This window comes from Mycoplasmatota bacterium, from assembly GCA_018394295.1.
Lineage (GTDB): Bacteria > Bacillota_I > Bacilli_A > Haloplasmatales > Haloplasmataceae > JAENYC01.
Genome location: CP074573.1, coordinates 1,673,092 through 1,691,817 on the forward strand (window position 1 = coordinate 1,673,092; position 18,726 = coordinate 1,691,817).

The window sequence follows — 18,726 nt, forward strand, 5'->3', positions numbered from 1 at the left end:
TTAAGATTCATCTTAAATGAATCTTTCTCCCTCCTATATAAATTATTTACTGTACTTGTGATTCACCTTTTACTAAGCTATATATTTTTGAAAAATCATTTTTACTAAAGATTTTAGGCACTGGATAAAAAGGATTGCTTTCATGGTAGGCACGTTTTACCATAAGCGGAATATCGTTTGTTTTAATCTCAGGTATTATTGTTGGAATCCCCATACGAACATTCATATCTTTAATCCAATTGATGAATTTTTCAGCAAGGACCTTATCCGTATCAGATTCATCACCAAGATTCACAATTTTCGCTAGGTCTCCTAAAGATTTATGCACACTTTTACCATAATACTCTAAAACGATTGGTAAAATAATAGCGTTAGCTAAACCGTGTGGGACATTGTAAAATCCACCTAGAGTGTGAGCTATCGCGTGAACATTTCCTACATAAGCTCTTGTAAATGATAACCCTGCATAGTAAGAAGCTTTTAACATGCTTGTTCTTGCTTCTATATTCGAACCATTTTCATAAACTTCATAGATGTTGTTAAAAATTAGTTTAACAGCAGTTTCACTCCACTTAAGTGTATCTTTTGTATTACTTTTTCCAATGTAGGCTTCAACGGCATGCGTTAGTGCATCCATTCCTGTTGTTGCAGTGATCTGTTTTGGTAATCCTACAGTTAATTTAGGATCAAGAACAGCATAATGTGGAATTAAAACCGGGTCATTGATTGAATATTTTTCATGTGTTTCTGGATTAGTAATGACAGCAGCAATTGTACACTCACTACCTGTACCAGCTGTTGTTGGAACAGCAATGAATAGGGGTATGGTTTTCCTAATTTTTAAGACACCTTTCATTTCCGAAATAGACTGCTTGGGTTTTACAACACGTGCAGCAACTATTTTTGCACAGTCAATAGGTGACCCACCACCAAAAGCTATCACACTTTCACAATCATGTTTGTAGTACATTTTTAAAGCATCTTCAATATTTTGAATTGTTGGATTCGGTACGGTTTTATCATAGATAGTATAGTTGATTTTATTTTGTTCTAGTCCATTTAGTAAATCATTCATCAAGCCCAACTTGACTATATTATTATCTGTAACGACTAATACATTTTTAATCCCCTTATTTTCTAGTAATTTAGGAAGGCAAAGTATACTATTTTCACCTTCAATAAGTTCTGGTTCTCTCCATGGTAATAATGGAGATACAACCTTTAAAACCTTTTGGGAAGTTCTATAATATATTTTTAACATGATTAACCCCCTTAGTCGTTCAACCGACCGATAATTGATATAAAATTAAACCTAAACACAATATATTAATCTATATTTAGGATCATTTCTGATAACTCATGAATTGGCAGTTTGTCTTGTCCTAATAATTTTTGAATCGTTAGTCCATCAATAACAAGCATAATTAGATATGATACTAATTTTTTGTTTTTTGATTTGACATATACCTTATTTAATCCCTCTTCGATAATATTACGCCAAGCATTATATCGTTCATTAAATCGTTGCTTAAGGGATTCATTTTCCGTGATAGCATCCGCTAAAAGGTAAAGGTGAAGTTTCCCACGTGGTTGGGCATCAATCAGTTTATTAAAAACTATTTCTAAGATCAGCTCTTTTGATACCTGATCGTTAATCTTATCTATCCAGTTTAATAGTCTTTCAGACATCTGATTTAAATGATTATCTGCTATGTCATATATTATATCTGCTTTAGCTGAATAGTAATAATATAACGTCCCCTTACTAATTCCCAAATCCTTAGCAATATCTTTTAAACTTGTTTCTTTAATACCTTTTTCAGTCATTATTTTATAAGCCGAAGTTAAAATTTCTGACTTTATATCTTTTCCTTCTGTTTTTTTCATTGTCTTAGCCATAATACCACCTCGTATTGTCGGTCGGATGTCCGACCTAATATCATTATATAGTTTTTATTACTTAATGTCAATGGAAAAAATATGGATTATTGAATATATATAGTTATAGATTCGACATTTTCCTTAATTTCAACTTGTATTCGTATTACTTTAGTTAGTTTAAATCTCCTCTTTATAAGGTTCAAAAATTTGAACTCCTTTTTTAAGTACATTACAGAAAAATAAACAAATTTTATATTATCTTTGTTTGCTTGAAAATATATAATATATATTCCAAAAATCAAAAAATAAGTCAAGTCTTGATTCTAAAATAATTATTAAGTATTGTTAATCTAGGAAAAAACTGGTATTATTAGTCATATATATAATTTTATTTAAACAAAGGAAAGGAGAGTTATCAGTGGAGATAGTGTATATGACAATAGCGGGTGCTGTTATAGGTGGTATCATAGGTTATTTATCTATTAAAAAACAGAACAAAAACCAAAAATAGGAACAAAATAATACTACACAGTACCTAAAAGGTGATTCCTAAATTGAATAGAAATCATCTTTTTTTACTCCCATTGAAAGCGATCATAATAATAATGATACTAATCCTCAATCCCACTTACTTATTTCTCTTAAGTGTCAAATATTTTCAGCTTCATCTCTAAAATGTTCAAAGATTTATTTTATAGGAGCTTGAACATCTTTTTTAACTATTACATCCTCTAAATAATAATCAGTAAAGTTTTGATCATAACAGCAGGATTAGAAACGGAATCAACTGCAGATATAAAATTATTAAATTAAAAATTGGCAAGTCAATATATGTATAATATTTTCAATAATTAAGTTTTCAAATACAGAAAGAAAAGTAAGTAAATAGAACCAATGTCCTAGTACAATTAAAGACTAGATTCTTTACAAAATCTAGTCTTAAAAATTACTTCTTAAACTGTGCTTCCATTCTATATATTCTTTGTCCTAAATTATGAAATCTTTGTTCATATTCTGTCATCACATTTCCTTCAAAATCTGACTGATGAAGGTCTAAACTAATATAGTTAAACACCATACCAAAATGAGACATACTAGTAATAGAATATTCAAATAATCTTTGATTATCTGTTTTAAAATGAATTTCTTTATTTGGTTTTAGTATATCTTTAAATATTTCTAAGAATGTTTTATAGGTTAATCGTCTTTTTTCATGTCTCTTTTTTGGCCATGGATCAGAAAAATTCAAATAGATACGATCAACTTCATTTGTTTCAAATACTTCATTTAATGCTGAAGCATCAAAACAAACTAATATTACATTAGGAAGAGGTTCTTCTTTTAATTTTTCTACAGCTCTTACCATGACACTTTGAACCACTTCAATCCCGATATAATTAATATCAGGATTATTTTTTGCCATTCCAATAATGAATTGACCTTTTCCCATACCTACTTCTATATGAATTGGATTTTCATTTTTAAAAAAACGATTCCATTTTCCTTTATATTCTTGTGGCTCTAATTTTACATAATCAGGATTATTTTTTAATATTTCTTCCGCATTAGCGATTTTTCTTAAACGCATTTACCTTCACCTTTATCTTGTTAAATTATAAATTGCCTCTGCATAAATTGCGACTGCTTTATATAAATCTTCTAAATCAGCATACTCATTTGGTTGATGAATAAGTGCTTCTTTATTTGGAAACTCTGGACCAAACGCAACTGCATTTTTAAAATTTCGTGCATAAGTGCCTCCACCAATTGTAAGAAGCGGTGACTTATCATCATTTGTATATTTAATATAAGCTTGATGTAATGTCTTAACCAAATCACTTTCAGGGTCTACATAGTGTGGTTTAGAGTCTCTATCAGTACTATATTCAAAATTAAAATCTGCTGCTTTTTGTTTTAATACTTTAGTCATATTTTCAACATCTGTATGGATAGGATAACGGAAATTTAACTCTAATGAGAATTTATTATTTTCGTACAAACAAACACCAACATTACATGTTAAATCACCCATTATATCATTTGTATAATCAACACCTGATTTTTTCATTCTTGAATCAAATGTTAGATATTTACAAGCAAACTTAACAAATTCATTATCAATTTGTTCATTTAAAAAAGTTAATAATATGAAACCTGCATTTAATCCATCGTTAGGTTCCATCGCATGCGCACTTTTACCATAAGCAATTAATTGAACTTTTCCATCATCTAAATCTTTGACTTCACCTTTAAATTCTAGTTCATTCAAAAATGTTTCATATACATCTTTATATTTAGCATCTACAACAGCAACTGCTTTTTCAGGAACGACATTTGTTCTATCTCCAAACTGAAGTTGATATAAACCATTCCCATCACATTTCCCAGTAAATATTCCATCTAATATTCCTTTTTCACCATAAATTAATGGGAATGATGCATCCGGTGCAAACCCTAAGTCAGGCATTTTTTCTTTTTTTAAATAATGATTTAAGCCTCTCCATCCTGATTCTTCATCTAAACCAAGAATAATTCTAATTTTTTTATTAAATTTAACACCCATATCAAGTAACATTTTAACTGCATAATAAGCAACAATTGTTGGTCCCTTATCATCTAAAGCACCACGAGCATAAATCTTTCCATCTTCAATGGTTGCGCTAAATGGATCAAACTTCCATCCATCACCGGTTGGTACCACATCTAAATGACATAGAATACCTAAGATTTCTTCCCCTTCACCTACTTCAATATGACCTGCATAATTATCTACATTTTTTACTGTGTAATGATCACGTTTTCCTAATTCCATCATAAATTCTAAACATTCATGAATCCCATCTCCAAAGGGATGTTCATTATCTGGATTAAATTCTGTTAACACACTAGGAATTTTTAGTAAACCTTGTAAATCCTTAATAAAATCATCATGATACTTTTTAAAGCTTTCATAAAAATTTTCCATTTTAATTCCTCCAATAAATTTATTATCTTAATCATTATCAATTTTGTTTGAAAATTATTTAATGGCTCTCAACTAGTTAGGTACTTACTGTACCTATTTCTAGTCTACCACAACGAGATACATCATAAACACAGATAATTCTATATTTACTTAACCTGTAGAATATCCCCCATTTTATTCCATATTCAATTAACTATTATAACATAAAAAACCAAATCTAAGAAGTTTAATAGGCACATTATTATGATTAAAACATACAATACTATTGAAATATTAGTTAAAGGAGTGAAATCATGTATCCACAACAACCATATGTAGAACCAAGCATGTATGGAAGACCACCACAAATAGAAGGAATGTATCCACAACAACAAGGAGCGTTTCCTGGTATGGGTCCATCTCCTCAACAAGGAGCATTTCCTGGCATGGGTCCATCTCCTCAACAAGGACCGTTTCCTGGCATGGGTCCATCTCCTCAACAAGGACCTTTTTATCCACAACAATTACCATATCCTCAACCAAGCGCACCTAAACCACCAAAAGCTCCTGGAACAATTATTGGTGATACTAGTTACAATATAAATGCTCGGTTAGACCGAATAGAACGTGAGATTATCGAAATGAATCGCCGTTTAAATAATTTAACACGCCGTGTGCGTCGTATTGAAAATTTCTTGAACATTAGAGAAGATTAGGTAACCTCCTTTTAGCCTTACAAATATTTGTAAGGCTTTTTTATGTAGAAAAGAGGGTTGTAACCCTCTTCATATAAACTTATTCATTAATTTTAAGTGCTTCCTGTAAAGCAATTTTATTCAGTTTTCTTTTCGCAATAAATAAGGAAACATAATAAGTAACTACAATGATAATAAGACCATATAGTGTTTGGATTAAAGATAGATTAAATGGGAAAGCAAAATTTAATTCACTTCCAATCGTTGACATAAGCTTTCTTAAAGACATCAAAGTAATTGGAATTGATAGTAAATAAGCAATTATTATAATTGGTAAATATATATTTAATACCATACTACTTATCTCTTTATCTTCATACCCCATTACTTTTAAGAAAGAAATTGTCTTAAAATTATCTTCAATATTAAATACGGCTATTAATACTAAAACAATAATCGCTAATAGGACCGCTACAAAGACCATCACATAAACCAGTGACTTCACCATCCCTGTCATTTGTTCAATTGATTGAATCATTTCTTCTTTATCAAATAGACTTTTGACATGTTCGGTTTGTTTCTCATTTGTCCAAACACCATTATACCAACTTGAATCTAAACAATAATAATTATTTAAGGTTTTAATTGGTATAAACACATATGGGGTAATATAGTTTTCCATGATTCCCACAACTTTTACTTGTTTAAGAGAATCTTTTCCATCTTGTGTTGTGACTAAGATACTCATATAGTCACCCACATCAACCTCATGTATCACAGATAGCATTGATGAAATAACGACATTTTGCTCGTTCTCATATAATGTTGGTAATAAATTTTTATTCTTATCATCTACTAATTGATAACGGTTTAAAGTTGAATCCACTCCAATTAAAGTTACTTCAATTTCACTATTATTAGCGTTTATTTTTGATGGTATCATCATAAACCGATCATCTAGTTCATTTTTTTCTGCCTGAGTAGGTTGATCATATATTACTTGATATTTATAATCTGATGAAGAGGATACATCACCTATAATTTTCTTAAAAGATTGACTAAATGATAATGCGAATATCATATAAATACTAGCAATTAGCACACCAATAAAAGTGATGAATAACTTCCCAAAACCTCTTAATGCGATATTATATTTAAATCTTGTCTTAAAAGAAAATTTCTTTAAGATAGGATGCATCCATTTCACTAAAAAGTTTACTTTATGATTAACTTTAGTTCTCATTAAATCAAGTGGTGATTTTTTCACAAGAAAATATATCACAAAAGCACTAAACAAATTCAGTAATAAAATCGGTAGAATAATGGAATTGATAAAAATATTTATATTAAAATGCAATTCATTTACTGGCATTTGATAATAAATACCAAAAAATGAAATGATTGGTATCGCTAAATAATAACCAATAATATATCCAAATATCGAACCAATAATACCAGCTGTAATTGGATAAATCATATATGCCATTAATATTTTAAATCGACTATACCCTAATGATTTAATAACACCTATTTGGCGTCTTTCCATATTAATGCTTTTATTTACTACTATTCCAATTACAACTACTGCTAATACTAAAATCACACTACTTAATGCGGTAATTAATACCTTATTGGCATCAAGTTCTCCGTAGATTGCACCTGTTCTTAAAGCTGTTTTAGCATCAACTAAATTAACCATATAGAAATCATCAATTTTTTTTACATCCTCTTTAGTATAAGAACCTTTTAAAAATTCACCAGCATAATAGGTTACTTTAGGCGCTGAAAAATCCTCAAAAAAAGTATCATTCAATACCCCTAATGCTTGATTCTTAGCATCATAGACAAAATTTTCACTCGATAGTTGAGGATAAATATAATCGACAAAATAAACAAATCCAACGATTTGGTATAAATCTCCTTCAATCTCAATGTTATAATTTAATGATAAATGATTTGCTTTAGCAAAAGCAATCCCTAAAGCAATTTCTTGATCATTTTGAGGAAGACGGCCTTTTTCAATATACGTTTGATTTATTTCTTTACTGTTTTTAAATACTCTAATTGTAATTGTTTTATTCAATTGATTAGAATCAAAATTAATTTGTTTATATTCTCTTCTCTCAATATTTATTTCATACTTATTTTCTAAGTAATTAATTCTTTCTTCAATAATCTTTTTTTGTTCATTTTCTGGCAATTGATAAATATATTGAACATCATAATTATTTTCACTTATTTCAGTAGTAGATAAATAGGAGTTCATTTCAAAAGAAAAATCTTCTTGATTATAATCTACTACATAATTATCGACTGTTTCTTCCACTACAAATAATGTATATCCTAAAGATACATATAAACATCCGGCTAAGACGACCATTAAAATAATCCCAATAATACGAAATGGTTTATTTTTTATTCCTTTTAAAACATTTTTAATTAACATATTAACTCCAACTTATATCTAATGCTTTCTTCTTATTATCGTTAATCTCTAAATCATAAATTTCGCCAGATTTCATATGAATTACCTTATCAGCAATCTCTTTAATTGCGATATTATGGGTTACAATAACTATTGTTGTTTTCAAATCTTTATTTAATTGTTGTAAAACATCTAATACTTGTTTTCCAGTTTCTTCATCTAGTGCACCCGTTGGTTCATCACAAAATAATATCGATGGATTCTTTGCAAGTGCTCTAGCGATTGAAACCCGTTGTTGTTGCCCCCCTGATAATTGATAAGGATATTTATCTATTTGGTCTGTCATCCCAATTTTTTCTAACAATTCATCTATTGATAATGGATTTTCACTTAAATTTCTTCCAACTTCGATGTTTTCATAAACATTCAAATTAGATAATAAATTATAAGATTGAAAAATAAACCCTAATTTTCTTCTTCGGAAATTAGTTAATGTTTTATCTTTCATATCTGTAATCATTTCCCCGTCAACTTCAATTTCTCCACTTGTTACACTATCTAATCCACTAATAACATTTAATAAAGTTGATTTTCCACTTCCAGATGGTCCTAATATTACCACAAACTCACCATCTTGGATTTCTAAACTGACATCACGTAAAGCATGGGTTTCTACAACACCTGTTTGGTAAACTTTCTTAACATTTTTAACCTTAATCATCTTATATCCTCCTTGTCCTTGAACTTGACTATTTTTAATTATATGATTAAACATAAAATTAGTCAAATTATATGTTATGATATAGATTTATTACGTATAGATAAAATAAATGCATATCAATACTATTGATATGCATTAGATCTATTCAGGAATAATTGTGGATTCGATTGTTTCCTTTGTCATTTGTTGAAGATCTTCCGCTATTTCTTTTACACCGACACCTTCTGAGATATGTTTTACATAGGGTTTTAATATCTTAATCACAATCGTACCTTTTTTCAATTTACCAATGACTTCATGAGCTGTATATATCTTATCAGTTCCGATGACTACGACCGGAACGATAGGAACTTTTGCCTTCGTAGCTAATCTTAAACCACCGGTTTGAAACTTAGCAACTGGCTCATCAGTTACCATTTTAGTTATTTCTCCTTCAGGAAACAAAATGAAAGAATGACCTTTTTTCATATTGTCAATTCCTCGATTAATTGCTTTGATACCTTCACGAGGATTTTTTCTATCAACAAAGATACATCCAAAAGATTTAAACCATGGTGCTAAAACAGGAATCTTTTCAAACCATAAATCACCAGCAATAACAGCACCTAATTGTTTTACTACTGCATAACTAACAAAATAAGGATCAATCATACTAGGATGATTTGAGGTATATAAAACAGCTCCATCAGGAACATTCTCTCTTCCTTCTACAATAACCTTAGAACCTGCTCTTTTTACAATTATATTACATAATCTTCCGATATATTTAAATCTCTCTTCAATACTATATTTTTCTGGATTTTTATATCGTTTTCTAATAGGAATTAAATGAAATAAAACATAAAAAAATGCATTTAAATAGACCCATAATATTCGAAACATTTTAATGCCTCCCTAAACCCGAATATTCAATATTATTATTATAACAAAATACACAAAAAAATTCATCCATTATTATGAAAAAAATTATAGAACTGTTTAAAAAAAAGAGGTGAAAATTCGAGGCTGCTGAAAAAGTCTCATCAAATTATGAATTGGGAAGAGTATATTAATTATTCTTCCTTTTTTCATATAAATACAACGAAAAGAAAGTGAAAAATGATATAATGAAGGTAGAAAATAATTTGAAATTGGTGATAGTATGCTACCTAATAAAGAACTTGTCTTAAGTCCATACAGTAAGTTGTATGATATTGTGGTTCCAAAGAATCATATATTAAGAAAATTTAAAGAATTAGTGGATTTTGAATTTGTTTATGAAGAATTAAAAGATAAATATACAAAGGATAATGGAGCGACAGCGAAATGTCCTATTTTTATGTTTAAATTATTATTATTAAAAGTAATGTATCCAATGTCTGACCGAGATTTAGTTGAGCAAGCACAATTAAATATGGCATATAAGTATTTTTTAGAAATAGCTCCAGAAGAAACAGATATTATCCATCCAACAAGTTTAACAAAGTTTAGAAAGTTACGATTAAAAGATGGAGAATTATTAGATAAACTAATTTCAAAAACAGTAGAGCTAGCACTAAACTTAGGATTAATAAAATCAAAACAAATAATAGTAGACTCAACACATACAAATAGTATGTTTAATTATAAATCACCACTTGAAATCTTAGAAGAGAAATCAAAAAATTTACGAAAAGTAGTATATAAGACTGATGAAAGTTATAAAGATAAGATGCCTGAAAAGCCAATATCAAAGAATATAGACGATCATATAAAATACTGTAATGAATTAGTTGAATTAATTAGAAATGATGAAAATTTACTAATCAGAGAAAATATTAGATTAAAAACAAACTTATTAGAAGAAATAGTAAATGATAATATTGAAGAAATAAATTCAATGGTAGAAAAGGATGCAAAAGTAGGACATAAATCAGCTGATACATCATTCTTTGGATATAAAACACATATCGCGATGGTGCCAGAACGAATTATCACAGCGGCAGTTGTGACAAGTGGAGATAAACACGATGGAAAGCAAGCAAGAGAATTATATGTGAAATCAAAAGAAAATGGAATTGAAGTTGATGCTTTTATAGGGGATGGAGCGTATTCAGAAAAAGAACTAATAGAATATGCGAAAAAAAATGAATTTAAATTAGTTTCAAAATTGAGTAAAACAGTATCTAAAGGAAATAAAAGAAAATGTGAGGATTTTGAATATAATAAAGATGCGAAAAGATATGTATGTAAAGCAGGTCATATGGGAGTTAGAGTTGCACTACATGGTAAAAAGAAACATGAGATAGAAGGAACTCCATTGCGAGAAACGCATTATTTTGATGTAGAAAAATGTAAAACGTGTCCATTTAAAGAAGAATGTGGATATAAAGAAGGACAAGATAGTAGATCTTATACAGTTACATTAAAGAAGGATAATGTTCATGCAGAACATGAAAAATTTCAAGAAAGTAAAGAATTCAAAGAATTAGCAAAAGAAAGGTATAAGATAGAAGCTAAAAATTCTGAATTGAAAAATAGTCATGGATATAAAAGATGTCAATCCCATGGCCTTTTAGGTATGCAGATACAATCAGCAATGACAATATTCGCAGTAAACTTGAAAAGAATTGTAACACTAATGGGATAGAATATATCTCATTCTTTAATAGAAACAATAAAAAAGTTAGAAAATGAAGTTAAATCATTTCTAACTTTTTTTATTTAATATTAGTTATCTGAAAATAGACTAGATTTTCAGCACCCTCGAAAATTCCATCAATTTTAATGAAATCATCCCTCTTTCTAAATTAATTATTCACTTATAACAGATTGGCAACGTTCGCATAATTCATTTTCATTGATATGACTAACCACTTGCCAACATCTTGCACAAGTATGTCCTTCTGCATTTTCAACAAGTACTGCCATCTGTTCAAACTTTAAGGCATTTTCAGGTGCTTTATCATATTCACTCATTTCAAATTGAGATACAATAAAGATTTGTTGGAGGTTTGCATCTAAACTATCTAAGAAAGTTTTTACTTCTTGATTTGGATATAAGGTTAACTTCGCATTAAATGATTTTCCAATAATCTTTTGATTTCTTGCCTCTTCTAATGCTTTTAAAACATCATCACGTAAAGCTAAGAAATGTTCATATTTAACTTTTATTGTTTCGCTATCTGCATAATTTGATACCTCTGGCATATCAGCTAAATGAACGAATTCTTCTTGATGTAACTGTTCATATACTTCATCAGCTGTATGTGGAATAATCGGTGCTAATAAACGAGCTAAACGACTACAATTTTCATATAATACTGTTTGAATCGCTCTTCTATCCGCTGAATTTGCTTTTTCAATGTATAAAACATCTTTTGTAAAATCTAGATAGAAAGATGATAAGAATTGTGTAATATAATTATTCACTAAACGATAAACATCATCAAAAGCAAATGTATCATAAGCAGCCTTCACTTCACTAGTTAATTCATCTAACTTAACTAATACGAAACGATCAATTTCTTTCATATCTTGATAGTTAATTGAATCTTCACTAACATTAAAATCAGAGATATTTCCTAATAAGAAACGGAATGTATTTCTAATCTTACGATATGATTCACTCACTTGTTTCATTAAATTATTAGAAATACGTACATCAGATTGGTAATCAACTGATGAAACCCACAAACGTAAAATATCCGTACCTGATTGATTGATAACTTTCAATGGATCAATTACATTTCCTAAAGACTTACTCATTTTACGACCTTCTCCATCTAACACAAAACCATGTGTCACAACGTTTTTATAAGGTGCTTTATTAGTCATTGCAACGCCAGTTGATAAAGATGAATTAAACCAACCACGGTATTGGTCTGAACCTTCTAAATAAAGGTCAGCAGGATAAGGCAATCCTCTTTCTATTAAAACTGAATGATGGCTGCTTCCTGAATCAAACCAAACATCCATGATATCTGTTTCTTTACGGAATTTATTATTTGGACTTCCTTTATGGGTAAAACCTTTTGGTAATAGGTCTTTTGCTTCCCAATCAAACCAAACATTAGATCCATGTTCTTTAAATAATTTAGAGATATGTAAGATGACTTCTTCATTTAAGATTTCTTCACCATTTTCAGCATAAAACACTGGAATTGGGATTCCCCAAAGACGTTGACGAGAAATACACCAATCTTTACGGTCTTTAATCATATTACCTAAACGAGTATCACCCCATTTAGGATACCAATTAACTTCATTAATCTCTTTTAACATCCTATCTTTTAACGCTTCAATTGATGCAAACCATTGTGGGGTTACTCGGAAAATAATAGGTTTTTTGGTACGCCAATCATGTGGGTACGAGTGCGTTATAAATGTTAATTTTAATAAGGCTCCTTTTTCCTCTAACATTTGTGTAACTTCTTTATTAGCCTTATCAACATGTAATCCTTCAAAATAAATCGTATCTTTTGTTAATTTACCTTTTTCATCAGCAATACATAATGGTTCAAGATTATAAACTTTCCCAATATTAAAATCATCTTCCCCATGACCAGGAGCTGTATGTACGCATCCTGTCGCTTCCGCAGTAACATGTTCCCCTAGTACAACTAAAGAGGTTCTATCATATAAAGGATGTTTACAGGTAATATATTCTAATTTTTCACCTTTTAGAGTTTTTAAAACTTCTACCTCTTGCCAATTAAGTTCTTCTGTTAATTTAGAAACAAGTTCACTAGCAACAACATATTTTGCTTTTTCTGTTTTAACAACTGAATAATCTAATTCTGGATGCACTGAAATGGCTAGATTTCCAGGAATAGTCCATGGTGTTGTTGTCCAAATAACGAACTTTTCATCTCCATCTAAGACATCTTTACTATCAACTACATCAAACGCTACAAAAATTGATGGTGATTTTTTGTCGTGATACTCAATCTCTGCTTCAGCTAGAGCTGATTCACTAGACCATGACCAATAAACTGGTCGAACACCCTTATAAATTAGTCCACGAGACACCATTTTCGCAAACACTTGTAGTTGCATCGCTTCATATTCTTTTTGATAAGTAATATATGGATTTTCCCAATCACCAATAACACCTAAGCGTTTAAATTGTTCTTTTTGATTGGCAACTTGTTTTTCAGCATATTCATGACATTTTTGTCGATACTCAGTAGGCGCTAATTTTTTTCTGTCTACCCCTTTTTTAGCAAGGGCTGTTTCAATTGGTAGTCCATGTGTATCCCAGCCTGGGATATAAGGTGATTTAAACCCATTCATATTTTTATATCGAATCACGAAATCTTTTAATATTTTATTTAAAGCATGACCAATATGAATATTACCATTAGCATAAGGTGGACCATCATGAAGTAAATAGTAAGGTTTATTTTCATTTTTCTTCATAATCTGTTTATATAAATTCATTTCTTCCCATTTTTTCTGAATTTGAGGTTCTTTTCTCGGTAAATTTCCTCTCATTTCAAATGTTGTTTTAGGCATCAATAAAGTATTTTTATAATCTTTATTCATAAAATTTCCTCCTTTTAATTAAAAATAAAAAATCGCCCTCGTAAAGGACGATTATAACCGTGGTACCACCTTATTTTGTATATATGAATATACCTTATCACCTTAACGCGGTAAACGTCATACTTACTTATCATGTTCAGTATGCAGCTCGTGGGTGATTTTCTTTTTTAGGCTTATATAAGGCTTTCACCATCCCTTACTCGCTTTAATAAGTTTCTAAAAAATATGTCCCAGTCATCACTATTTTTCACACTTATTTTTTATTACATTAATCTATTATATCATAAACATAGTTTGTGTCAATAATGGTTTATTTATTGTTTTTATATTGATTGATAATATCTAAAAATTTCGATTTACCCTGTGGTAATTTTTCTTCTTCATCTTCTACTATTTCATCGATTTGTTCTTCTATGATAATATCTTCAATGTCAGTTGGTTCAACTTCTTTTAATTCAATTGTTTTATTATCAATCGTAATATGTTCATCTTTTAATATATTATTAATACCAACTATATCTTCTTCACTAGGATTTTCTTTAACCATTTGAACTATCTCTTGGTATTTAGGATCATTTGACAGTTTTTCAATATTTTCATCACATAATTTTTGTAATTTTTCATCCACTTCAAAGAATTGAAGTAAATCACGAAATTCCTCATTATCAGAGCGGATAATATAATAATTAGTGTCAGAAAAACGGAATAACGTTTTTCTGAAGATCGATAAAATATGTTTTCGATATAGTTTTGCTTCATCATCTTTTAATTTAATCTCTTCAATCACTTGTTGCATTTTCTCAATAAAAGATTGAATAATTTTATTTTGACTATCATCTGCTTTATCAATAATTAATTGGGAATTTTTATTTGCTTCTAAAATAATATTCTCGGCTTCTTCCCGTGCATTATCTGTGATTTTTTGGGCTTCTTCATTAGCTTTAGCGATTATCTCATCAATTTTTAACTTGTAGTCTTCTGGTGATTCACTCAGTGGGTTTTTCTTCAAATGATCCATTTCCGCAAATAAAGTTTTATTTTCTGCTTCTAAATTAGATCTTTTTTCATTAATATCTACTAAAAAATCCAAGAGTTTAATCACAACTATTTTCATTTCTTCGGTATTATAACTTTCGATATTCGCTAATATTTGTTCACGTAAAGCTTTAAAATCCATAATGATCCCTCCGATATGTTCTATGAAGTAGGTATTTTTATTTCAAGCACAAATTTATCCGATTTCGTTTTTCTTAACATCTTAGAAATGGTAAATCGTCCATGTTTTCTTACAGATACGACATCATTAATTTCACATTTTACCGCTGGGTTAGATGTAATTCGATAATTTTTATAAACATAACTTGATAATACCATCTGTTTTGCATTATCTCTAGATAAATTATAAACGTGGCTGATTAAATTATCAATACGCATTGATGAAATAATGATCTCTTTGGTCAAAAACTTTTGGGTTATATCTAACTTATTAACATGTCTTTCTAGGGTGATAGGAACTTTATTTATCGTATTAAATTCTAATAAAATAACTGGCTCTATATCAGATGATATAAAAAAATAACATTCCTCTTCACTAAAAACAATATCTCCAAATAAAGCACGATCAATTTGTAGGCTCATTAAGGTCCCTAATACATTTTGATGATTTATTTTTAAATAACGTTTATTATATTCTATTTTAAAACAAGTAATATTAAAATTAGATTTAAAGGTAACGGTATCTGGATATAGAAAACAACGTTTTCTTTCTGCGTTTTCATATCCCCCTTCAAATAAAACCTTTATTCGATGAAACTTAGTAGTATCAGTAATAATTTCTTGTTCTCTTAAAGATAAAAATTTCGTTAAAATAATTCTACCATTTTTTTCAACTTTTTCAATCTGTTCAATGATTTGAGCGTAAAACTCTTTTTCTTCAGCTAATAAATTTAACATTCAAAATCTCACATTCCATAAATAACTCTCATTAATTGATATAATACTTCTAAAAATACAACCGCTAATATCGGTGCAAAACTAATGCCTGAAACAGTCGCAAAACGAAATACATTCAGTAAAGGTTCACATAATCTAGCAAGAATTTGATAAATTTTAGAACCTCTAGCTTCAGGAAAATAACCCACCAAAACATAAGCTAAAATAATATAAGTATAAATTCGAATTAAATATCCGAATGCCTCAATATATATATACACAATTAAACATCTCCTAGTATTTTATTTGTTCGTCCAAAATCGAAAAACTTTTTTAGATATTTTTTCGACATCTCCTTCTAATACATAGATAGCCCCTAAGACAAAATCTGTAATACGTTTACAGGTATCAATATCAACATCATTCATATTAATGGTAATAATATTACCTAATTCAATTTGTTCAACGACTTCACAAGCATCACCAAAGGTTTTTGGATAAAGAGTAATTTCTTGCTTTTGTTTCATTTCTATATTCGGTTTAATATATGTTTCTTCTTGAAAAACATTTTCTTCTTCGGCAAATTCTTCATATAAATTCTCATCAACGGATTCTTCTTCAAATCCTAAAAATTTTTTAAACATTTTTTTGAACACAGCCATTATAATTCCTCCGTTTACTTAAATAACCTAGACCCTATTCTAACAAATGTTGCACCTTCTTCAATTGCGATATGAAAGTCATTACTCATTCCCATCGATAACTGATTACATGGTGCATATATCAAATTTAAATCTTGAATTTCTGATTGTAATGTTTTTAATTTCTTAAATGTTTCTCGAATGATGGTTTCATCCTGTGTATTTTCTGCCATTGTCATTAAACCAATTACTCTTATTTTATCATATTTTTCGATTAATTGAACAAATGATTTTACTTCATTTACATTTAATCCATGTTTACTATCTTCTTCTGAACAATTGACTTCAATAAAACAGTTCAAAACATCATCACGGTATTTATTAATTTCTTTCGCTAAACTTTCACGATCTAATGAGTGTAGATAATCTATTTTATTAATTACCTTTTTTACTTTATTTGTTTGTAAACTACCTATAAAATGCCAAATAATGGATTTATTATGTAATAATTGTTCTTTCTCTAAAAAGGCATTTACTCGGTTTTCACCAAAATCGCTTACCCCTTCTTCAAGTAAAGAATCAATTTCATCAACACCTACATATTTCGTCGCTGCACATATTTTAACATCATAACTAAGTAGATATTTGTTTTTTATTGTTGCTATCTCCTCTTTAACCATTTTAACATTTTCTTTTATGTTCACAAGTATCCCATCCTACTAAAATAATTCATCTATATTATATTATATTATATCATATTATACAAATTTTACTAATAATTATCGTAAATTTTTAACTGGATAATTCACAATAATAACATTTTCACCGATTTTAACGATTTGATCCCAAGGAATACGAATACATTCGCGTTTCGCAAAAAAATTCCCTAATCCTAATCTCTCTTGAATAAAAATGGCGAATATTTGCCCACTATTGGGTTCTATTTCTAAATCGGTAATAAATCCAATAATAACACCATCAACTACATTAATCACTTCTTTTATTTCCATCTCAGAAAATAACATATTATAACCTCCCTTTAAAACTATTATATGCAGAAATTGTAAATAAAAAAACGAGCATAAGATGTTTTATATAAAACACCTAATGCTCGAAATAATTTATTTGTTTACTGAACTAATGTAAGTAATCATGCATCTGCTTTAAAGCATTCTTTTCTAATCGTGATACTTGTGCTTGAGAAATACCAATCTCTTCAGCGATTTCCATTTGTGTCTTCCCCATAAAGTATCGTTCATAAATAATTCTCTTTTCTCGATTTTCTAACATTTTTATACCAGTTTCTATCATTAAGTTTTTACTCCATGTTTCATAATCATCAGAATCATCTTGAATCTGATCAATTAAATGAATCGTATCACCACCATCACTATAGATAGGTGTGTAAATTGATATCGGATCTTGTATAGCTTCAAGAGATATAATTACATCAATTGGGTCAATCCCAAGAATCTTAGCCACTTCTTCTTCGGTAGGCTCTTTATGATTTTCTAATGTATAACGTTCTCTCACTTGTAAAACTTTATAAGCTATATCCTTTAATGATCTAGAAACTCTTATTGAACTATTATCACGTAAATATCTTCTAATCTCTCCGATAATCATCGGAACGGCATAAGTAGAAAATTTTACTTCGTGTTTTAAATCAAAATTATCAATCGCTTTAATTAAACCTAAACAACCTACTTGAAATAAATCATCCATGTTTTCTCCACGTTGATTAAATCGTTTCAAAACACTCAAAACTAATCTTAAATTACCAAAGATTAGTTTATCTCGTGCGGCTTTATTTCCAGCTTGGTATTTCTTAAACAATTCCACCATTTCACTATTCTTTAAGACATTAATCTTACTAGTATCCAAGCCGTTTATGTCCACCTTATACTTGCTCATATTTAAAGCCTCCTTCTCAGATAAAGTTTGGCTTTTTTTTGAGCGTTGTATGCATAAATTTTTAAGAA

The 18,726-nt window shown here is 29.2% G+C and carries 17 protein-coding genes and 1 other annotated feature; of the genes, 2 read left to right on the forward strand and 15 right to left on the reverse strand.

Annotation, left to right across the window (positions count from 1 at the left end):
• Positions 1-46: 46 nt before the first annotated feature.
• From KHQ81_07665 to pepV, 4 genes are all read right to left on the reverse strand, one after another.
• Positions 47-1,261 carry an iron-containing alcohol dehydrogenase gene (locus tag KHQ81_07665; GenBank protein QVK16792.1) on the reverse strand — a complete coding sequence of 405 codons (1,215 nt, stop codon included), beginning with the start codon at positions 1,259-1,261 and terminating at the stop codon, positions 47-49.
• 65 nt (positions 1,262-1,326) lie between these two features.
• Positions 1,327-1,899 carry a TetR/AcrR family transcriptional regulator gene (locus KHQ81_07670; protein QVK16793.1) on the reverse strand — a complete coding sequence of 191 codons (573 nt, stop codon included), beginning with the start codon at positions 1,897-1,899 and terminating at the stop codon, positions 1,327-1,329.
• Positions 1,900-2,827: 928 nt separating this feature from the next.
• Positions 2,828-3,469, reverse strand: a complete 642-nt coding sequence (gene trmB, locus KHQ81_07675) for a tRNA (guanosine(46)-N7)-methyltransferase TrmB (protein ID QVK16794.1) — start codon at positions 3,467-3,469, stop codon at positions 2,828-2,830.
• A 12-nt stretch (positions 3,470-3,481) separates the two neighbouring features.
• Positions 3,482-4,846, reverse strand: coding sequence for a dipeptidase PepV (gene pepV / locus KHQ81_07680; GenBank protein ID QVK16795.1), 1,365 nt, complete (start codon positions 4,844-4,846; stop codon positions 3,482-3,484).
• A 293-nt stretch (positions 4,847-5,139) separates the two neighbouring features.
• On the opposite strand from pepV, the gene KHQ81_07685 reads away from it, so the two are divergent.
• Positions 5,140-5,541, forward strand: a complete 402-nt coding sequence (locus KHQ81_07685; protein ID QVK16796.1) for a hypothetical protein — start codon at positions 5,140-5,142, stop codon at positions 5,539-5,541.
• A gap of 79 nt (positions 5,542-5,620) precedes the next feature.
• Here KHQ81_07685 and KHQ81_07690 read toward each other — a convergent pair whose 3' ends face one another.
• The 3 genes from KHQ81_07690 to KHQ81_07700 form a co-directional block, all read right to left on the reverse strand.
• Complete coding sequence (locus KHQ81_07690; protein ID QVK16797.1) at positions 5,621-7,966, reverse strand: FtsX-like permease family protein; 2,346 nt, start codon at positions 7,964-7,966, stop codon at positions 5,621-5,623.
• A 1-nt stretch (position 7,967) separates the two neighbouring features.
• Entirely contained in the window at positions 7,968-8,666 is a 699-nt protein-coding gene (locus KHQ81_07695) for an ABC transporter ATP-binding protein (protein ID QVK16798.1), read from the reverse strand.
• Between the two features lie 141 nt (positions 8,667-8,807).
• Positions 8,808-9,548 carry a 1-acyl-sn-glycerol-3-phosphate acyltransferase gene (locus KHQ81_07700; protein QVK16799.1) on the reverse strand — a complete coding sequence of 247 codons (741 nt, stop codon included), beginning with the start codon at positions 9,546-9,548 and terminating at the stop codon, positions 8,808-8,810.
• Positions 9,549-9,807: 259 nt separating this feature from the next.
• Between KHQ81_07700 and KHQ81_07705 the strand changes: the two genes are divergently transcribed.
• Positions 9,808-11,274 (forward strand): IS1182 family transposase, encoded by a 1,467-nt coding sequence (locus KHQ81_07705; GenBank protein QVK16800.1) that lies wholly within the window; start codon positions 9,808-9,810, stop codon positions 11,272-11,274.
• 164 nt (positions 11,275-11,438) lie between these two features.
• Here the strand turns inward: KHQ81_07705 and ileS are convergent, their stop codons facing one another.
• From ileS to sigG, 8 genes are all read right to left on the reverse strand, one after another.
• On the reverse strand, positions 11,439-14,171 hold the full coding sequence (gene ileS / locus KHQ81_07710; protein ID QVK16801.1) for an isoleucine--tRNA ligase: 2,733 nt from the start codon (positions 14,169-14,171) through the stop codon (positions 11,439-11,441).
• Between the two features lie 40 nt (positions 14,172-14,211).
• Positions 14,212-14,418 (reverse strand) — a binding site (T-box leader).
• 63 nt (positions 14,419-14,481) lie between these two features.
• Positions 14,482-15,348, reverse strand: coding sequence for a hypothetical protein (locus KHQ81_07715; protein ID QVK16802.1), 867 nt, complete (start codon positions 15,346-15,348; stop codon positions 14,482-14,484).
• A gap of 20 nt (positions 15,349-15,368) precedes the next feature.
• Positions 15,369-16,124 carry a hypothetical protein gene (locus KHQ81_07720; protein ID QVK16803.1) on the reverse strand — a complete coding sequence of 252 codons (756 nt, stop codon included), beginning with the start codon at positions 16,122-16,124 and terminating at the stop codon, positions 15,369-15,371.
• 8 nt (positions 16,125-16,132) lie between these two features.
• Entirely contained in the window at positions 16,133-16,384 is a 252-nt protein-coding gene (locus KHQ81_07725) for a YggT family protein (protein ID QVK16804.1), read from the reverse strand.
• Positions 16,385-16,405: 21 nt separating this feature from the next.
• A complete protein-coding gene (gene sepF / locus KHQ81_07730) occupies positions 16,406-16,765 on the reverse strand; it encodes a cell division protein SepF (GenBank protein ID QVK16805.1) in 360 nt (119 codons plus the stop codon).
• 14 nt (positions 16,766-16,779) lie between these two features.
• Positions 16,780-17,448 (reverse strand): YggS family pyridoxal phosphate-dependent enzyme, encoded by a 669-nt coding sequence (locus KHQ81_07735; GenBank protein QVK16806.1) that lies wholly within the window; start codon positions 17,446-17,448, stop codon positions 16,780-16,782.
• A 75-nt stretch (positions 17,449-17,523) separates the two neighbouring features.
• Positions 17,524-17,769: a YlmC/YmxH family sporulation protein gene (locus KHQ81_07740; protein QVK16807.1), complete on the reverse strand. Its 246-nt coding sequence runs from the start codon at positions 17,767-17,769 to the stop codon at positions 17,524-17,526.
• 112 nt (positions 17,770-17,881) lie between these two features.
• Positions 17,882-18,658, reverse strand: coding sequence for an RNA polymerase sporulation sigma factor SigG (sigG, locus tag KHQ81_07745; protein ID QVK16808.1), 777 nt, complete (start codon positions 18,656-18,658; stop codon positions 17,882-17,884).
• Between the last annotated feature and the right edge of the window lie 68 nt (positions 18,659-18,726).